This window comes from Microcystis sp. LE19-10.1B (assembly GCF_027530565.1).
In the GTDB taxonomy this organism is placed as follows: domain Bacteria; phylum Cyanobacteriota; class Cyanobacteriia; order Cyanobacteriales; family Microcystaceae; genus Microcystis; species Microcystis aeruginosa.
Genome location: NZ_JAPZQM010000047.1, coordinates 1 through 4,915, shown reverse-complemented (window position 1 = coordinate 4,915; position 4,915 = coordinate 1). Strand labels below are relative to the sequence as shown.

Below are 4,915 nucleotides of genomic sequence, written 5' to 3'. Positions count from 1 at the left end.
CTTTTGAATCTCTTGATGCTTTAAGAGATAAACTCGATGCTCTTTTAAATCGTTTATCCAATGACACTATCGGGTATTTAACGGGATGGTCTTGGATTTTAGAAGCTCTATGTCTGTCAGGAATTTAGAAATTTGGTATTACATCTTGATATAAAAAATGGCGAAATTTGGGTTCAACATGATGTCCCTGAAGTGGGAATCGCCAATGAATTAGTTAATTTAGGTGTTCCTAAAGAGGATATTGTCTTAGCTCTTCATGAACCTTTAGTTAGACCCTATACAGGGTTTGCAGTCGGTTAATTTTTTAGATACCAACGCAGAAACCGAACCACTGACCTTAAAACTTTGACCCCTTCCCGAAAACCCCATAACCCTATTTGTCTAAAAATATTAAGAGATGTAACTATTTATGCCTAAGCTAGAAAGTGATTACTCAACAGGGGTGAGATCAGGATAGTCTAGATCGAGCAGTCAGATAGATGTTTAGTTAAATTCCTACTTCAGATATGTCCGTTTCTAGTCCTCCTCGTTCCCTGCGTATCGGTTCCCGTAAAAGTCAGTTAGCCCTAGTACAAACCTATTGGGTACAGGCAGAATTGAGTAAACACCACCCCCATCGACAGTTTGAGGTGGAGACGATGAGTACCCAAGGCGATAAAATTCTCGATGTGGCCCTGGCGAAAATCGGTGATAAGGGTTTATTTACCAAAGAATTAGAAGTGGGAATCTTGGATAGATCGATCGATCTTGCCGTCCATTCTCTCAAGGATCTGCCCACTAAGTTGCCGGAAGGCTTAATCTTGGGTTGCGTCACCGAAAGAGTTAATCCGGCCGATGCTTTGGTGGTAAATAGCGAAAACCAAGACTATCAATTAGACACTTTACCAGAAGGTGCGGTAGTGGGGACTTCTTCCCTGCGGCGATTGGCCCAGTTGCGTTACCATTATCCCCATCTGACTTTTAAGGATGTGCGCGGCAATGTTAACACCCGTCTGGCAAAACTGGACGCGGGAGAATACGACGCGATTATTCTGGCAGTAGCGGGATTGGAAAGGTTAGGATTAGGCGATCGAGTTCATCAGGTTATTCCGGCGGAAATTTCTCTCCATGCGGTGGGACAGGGGGCTTTAGGGATAGAATGCCGCGATGCTGATCCAGAGGTTTTGGAAGTCCTAAAAGTGTTGGAACACGCCCCTAGCCGCGATAGATGCTATGCTGAACGCGCTTTTTTACGGGAGTTGGAGGGGGGTTGTCAAGTTCCCATCGGAGTGAATACGGCGATCGAGGATGGTATCCTAACTTTAACGGGTATGGTGGCTAGTCTCGACGGTAAGCGCCTGATTAAGGACTCGGTTAGCGGTGATCCTAGCCATGGGGAAGTCTTAGGACGAGATTTAGCCCATAAAGTGCGCGAGGCTGGTGCTGGAGAGATTTTAGCCCAGATTTTCACTGAAGTGGGACGATAATCAGTGATCAGTGATAAGTTATCAGTGGGTAAGTTATCAGTTATCAGTCTTAAACAGCAAAAAGCTCCAGTGCCTCTCCCATGCAGTTTTAACAAGTGATGTGGATAGGCAAGCAGCTGATCAGTATTGCAGCAATTCTCCCAGTATCGAGATTTAATTGACTTCAGTTCGATTGATAGTCTTCTCCGCCGGGATGATAGAATTGCCTTTCGGAGTCAGGAAATTGTGCAAGATGTGACGATTTTGAATTAAAACTAAAGTTGCGATCGCTAAGAGAAAATAACCAAAACCTTTTTGTAACTGTTTTGCGGACACAAACTGTCCCAGATAGGAACCGATAAGAGTACCGAGAGCAGCCGCAAAAGCAAAGGATAGGGTTAACTGCCAATCGACGCTAATATGACCTAAATAACCCAGTAATCCGGCTACAGAATTGAGGAAAATAATCAGCAGGGAAGTGGCGATCGCTTGAACCATGGGGATTTTACCCAATAATACCAGCGCGGGAACGATAGCGAAGCCTCCCCCAACCCCAACTAATCCCGTCAGGACACCCACAGCAATTCCTTCGCTCATTAACCAGAGCCAGCAATATCGGCAGACTGGTTGGGGGTAGAGAGTCAGATTTTTTTGCCGATCGCGGGCTTTATAATCAGGATTATCTATCTGTGCTGATCTGCGGATCATAAAGGCTGCCGCTAGGAGCATTAGTGTCGCAAACAGGAGCATCTGGAAGGTGGCAGTGACAAAGGGAAATGTGGCTAATCTTGCTCCCAAAAAAGCCCCTACCATCGTGGCAGAACCGAAGATAAAAGCGGTTTTTAAGTTAATGTTGCCTTTTTTCCAGTGGGGAATCGTGCCGAGTAAACTGACACTACCGATGACTAGAAGCGTCATAGCGATCGCAGATTTGGTCGGTACTCCCATCACATAGACTAGAATCGGTAATGCTAGTACAGAACCTCCTCCTCCTAACAATCCCAGACTAATCCCCGTACAAACGGCTAATAAATGTCCAATTAACCAAGTCATTTCAGTTATCAGTTATCAGTTATCAGTTATCAGTTTCTGAAGGCAACAGGCCCCAAGTAAAGAATCTGACAATTCTCCTACCTAAAAAGAAGGCTAGAAACTAAGTACATCTTAGGTTTTAGATTCTTCTCTTGTTATCAGTTATCAGCAAATCATATTTCATTATTTACTGGTTACTGATTACTGATGACTGATTACTGCTTACTGATGGGGTTGATTATAGGGAAGTTTAGCCAGAAGCATAGCTAAAGCACAGGTATTACTAATCCCCGCAAAAACTAGACCAGAACCGACAAAACCGCTTAAAATCAGGAACCAAGGCGAGAGAAAGGCTCCTAATACTGTTCCGAGGACTACTAAGGAACCAGCGACGATCTGCACCTGACGGAATAGGCTAATTGGCGCATTTTGGTCTTTTTCGGTGGCATAACCCGCACTTTTCCAAGTATTTAAGCCGTTTTTAAGCTGGGCAACTTGGCTAAATCCTGCCGCAATCAGTTTTTGTGCTGCTACAGTGGATCTGCTGCCGGAATTACAGTAGAGAACTAGGGTTTGATTGGGGTCAAAAGCGATCGAATCGGGGTTAAAACTGGAAAGTGGTACTAATTTCGCCCCTGGAATGCGATCGCTTGCGTACTCCCCCGGTTCTCGCACGTCAATTAAGCAAACTTCTCGACGCTCAATTAAGTTTTTTAAAGTATGGGCATCAAATTCTAGTAATTTTGCCTGATTTGTGGTATTGGTCATCGTTAATCTCCTGAATGGATCTTGAAGCTAAAACAACTCCTAAATTACCGCAGCCTTGGTTAGCGGGAACTGCCTCCATGATCTTTTTGGGATCTGGTAAATTAAGACTGTTCATAAACTCGATAAATTGTCTGCGGTTACGTCCGACAAAACGGGGATTGTATTGTTTTTCTTCGGCAATGGTGGAGACAGTTAAACCGCGATAGTCGTGGCCGGGATAAACTAGGGTACTATCGGGGAGAGTGAAAAGTTTTTGCGTGACCGAATCAAAGAGGGTACCAGCATCGCCGCTTTGGAAGTCGGTACGACCACAACCTCGGATAAATAGGGCATCTCCCGTCAAAATATGACTGTTATTGACTAAATAGGCTAGATGACTATCGGTGTGACCAGGAGTAGCGATCCCTTTGATGGTGATATTTCCTAGTAACAATCCCTCTCCATCTGCCAGATGGCGATCAGCACAGGCTACTTGAGCATTTTCGGGAACTATACCCAGACAGCCTGTGATTTGCCTTAATTTTCCAGTTCCTGTGACGTGATCGGCGTGAATATGGGTTTCTAAACAGTATTTTAGCGTTAATCCTAGCTCCTGTAATTGCCGATCATCCCTTTCCACCTGTTCCCGCACTGGATCCACCAATACCGCTTCCTTGCTGACGGGATCGGCAATCAAATAAGTATAAGTGCTGGTTTCGGGATCAAACATCTGACGGAATAGCATTATCTCTGACTCCCTTTATATAACTTTATAACTATACTACCATATAATTATGAATTTGTAGAAAACCTCTAGCAGGATTAATTTTTTGGCTGTATCTCACTGTCGAGTCAAGAGGCAAAAATACAAATAAAGCGAGAACTGTCGCTCTTGCAGTTCCCGCTCTATTATTGTTGGAGTATCTAACCCCCAAATAAATATTGAGTTAAATTAGTACAAATCTTCTTCTTTGTGGGTGACGATCACACAGTCAGAAGTAGGATAGGCGACACAGGTGAGGACATAACCCGCTTCAATTTGATCATCATCTAAGAAGGATTGATCAGACTGATCAACGCTACCAGATTCGATTTGACCAGCGCAACTAGAGCAAGCACCAGCACGGCAAGAAAAGGGTAAATCTAATCCTTCTGCTTCTGCTGCCTCGAGAATATATTCATTATCGGGAACATCAATTGTCTGGTCGCCACCAGGTGTTTTCAGGGTGACTTTATAAGTGGTTGTCTTTGTTTTTTTTGCCATAGGTTGTTCCTCAGTCTTAAAATCCCTTCTCTCGCCGTTTAAACTGAACGGGTCGAATGAGTTTTCCTTTTGATACTACAGGAAAATTTACCCGGCTCAACTTAGCATTAGTAATGACAGCCTTAAATAAACTTAAAATAATATTTACTTATCTCTTAGGTAAATAACCCCCGATAGTTGTGGATCAATCGTTAAATAATCTCATCAATCTTTAGGTAATAAGTAGTCATGCAAAATAAATTTCCTAGTGAAGATAGGCAAGGAGCAAAAGCTTGATCGAAATGTGTAATTAGGGTCTGCTGAAAAAGTTTTTCCTGGGGGTAGGAGTCAGTAGCCGGTCGTCAGGAGCCAGTCGTTTCAGGCTTTGTTGCCCTTGTTTTGTGTACCAAGCGATGTACTACAAGAAGGATAATGCAAGGTTTTTGAA

At 43.6% G+C, this 4,915-nt stretch carries 5 protein-coding genes and 2 pseudogenes; 3 read left to right on the top strand and 4 right to left on the bottom strand.

All coding sequences use genetic code 11. The features are described 5' to 3' along the window. The 3 genes and pseudogenes from O9332_RS01830 to hemC all read left to right on the top strand — a co-directional run. Positions 1-128 (top strand): annotated as a pseudogene (locus O9332_RS01830) (IS630-like element ISMae27 family transposase); the annotation flags it as partial. A gap of 4 nt (positions 129-132) precedes the next feature. Then, positions 133-300, top strand: a pseudogene (locus O9332_RS01825) (element excision factor XisI family protein); the annotation flags it as partial. 206 nt (positions 301-506) lie between these two features. Further along, positions 507-1,466 (top strand): hydroxymethylbilane synthase, encoded by a 960-nt coding sequence (hemC, locus tag O9332_RS01820; protein ID WP_002758817.1) that lies wholly within the window; start codon positions 507-509, stop codon positions 1,464-1,466. A gap of 153 nt (positions 1,467-1,619) precedes the next feature. Here the strand turns inward: hemC and O9332_RS01815 are convergent, their stop codons facing one another. The 4 genes from O9332_RS01815 to O9332_RS01800 all read right to left on the bottom strand — a co-directional run bounded on the left by O9332_RS01815 (position 1,620) and on the right by O9332_RS01800 (position 4,488). Further along, positions 1,620-2,498 carry a sulfite exporter TauE/SafE family protein gene (locus O9332_RS01815; RefSeq protein ID WP_002758816.1) on the bottom strand — a complete coding sequence of 293 codons (879 nt, stop codon included), beginning with the start codon at positions 2,496-2,498 and terminating at the stop codon, positions 1,620-1,622. Between the two features lie 201 nt (positions 2,499-2,699). Next, a complete protein-coding gene (locus O9332_RS01810; RefSeq protein WP_002786812.1) occupies positions 2,700-3,245 on the bottom strand; it encodes a rhodanese-like domain-containing protein in 546 nt (181 codons plus the stop codon). Next, a complete protein-coding gene (locus O9332_RS01805) occupies positions 3,205-3,969 on the bottom strand; it encodes an MBL fold metallo-hydrolase (RefSeq protein ID WP_284526102.1) in 765 nt (254 codons plus the stop codon). Before O9332_RS01805 ends, O9332_RS01810 begins: the two co-directional genes overlap by 41 nt. A 207-nt stretch (positions 3,970-4,176) precedes the next feature. Continuing rightward, positions 4,177-4,488, bottom strand: coding sequence for a ferredoxin (locus tag O9332_RS01800; RefSeq protein WP_002758813.1), 312 nt, complete (start codon positions 4,486-4,488; stop codon positions 4,177-4,179). Between the last annotated feature and the right edge of the window lie 427 nt (positions 4,489-4,915).

What these genes read in the sequence shown, in the direction of transcription:
- O9332_RS01810 (WP_002786812.1), bottom strand. Translation starts at nt 3,245, where the DNA reads ATGACCAATACCACAAATCAGGCAAAATTACTAGAATTTGATGCCCAT.
- O9332_RS01800 (WP_002758813.1), bottom strand. Translation starts at nt 4,488, where the DNA reads ATGGCAAAAAAAACAAAGACAACCACTTATAAAGTCACCCTGAAAACA.
- hemC (WP_002758817.1), top strand. Translation starts at nt 507, where the DNA reads ATGTCCGTTTCTAGTCCTCCTCGTTCCCTGCGTATCGGTTCCCGTAAA.
- O9332_RS01815 (WP_002758816.1), bottom strand. Translation starts at nt 2,498, where the DNA reads ATGACTTGGTTAATTGGACATTTATTAGCCGTTTGTACGGGGATTAGT.
- O9332_RS01805 (WP_284526102.1), bottom strand. Translation starts at nt 3,969, where the DNA reads ATGCTATTCCGTCAGATGTTTGATCCCGAAACCAGCACTTATACTTAT.